Annotated in this window: 1 protein-coding gene; it reads right to left on the bottom strand. The window is 66.2% G+C overall.

The annotated features are described in order from the left end of the window. Positions 1 to 263: acyltransferase domain-containing protein (locus JK364_RS54860; RefSeq protein WP_201858945.1), on the bottom strand; the 263-nt coding region annotated here is incomplete at both ends.

The raw sequence follows: 263 nt of genomic DNA, 5'->3' as shown, positions 1-263 counted from the left end.
CGTACGCCGGCGGCTTGCCAGACGGCGGCCAGCGAGATCATGACCGCCCAGCAGGCCGGTTGTACGACGTCTACCCGGTCGACTACGGAGGGGTCGTTGAGCACGGTGAGCAGGTCCCAGTCTACGAACTCGCTCAGGGCGGCAGCGCACTCCGCCATCCGTTCGGCGAATACGGCCGACGATGTGAGGAGGGTGTTGCCCATGCCCTGCCATTGCCAGCCCTGGCCGGGGAAGATGAACACCACACGTGGATCGGGGATGGT

The organism is Streptomyces endocoffeicus (assembly GCF_016741935.1).
GTDB classification, from domain to species: Bacteria; Actinomycetota; Actinomycetes; order Streptomycetales; family Streptomycetaceae; genus Streptomyces; species Streptomyces endocoffeicus.
Note: the sequence above shows the minus strand (reverse complement) of the source record. Positions and strands in the feature narration are given on the sequence as shown.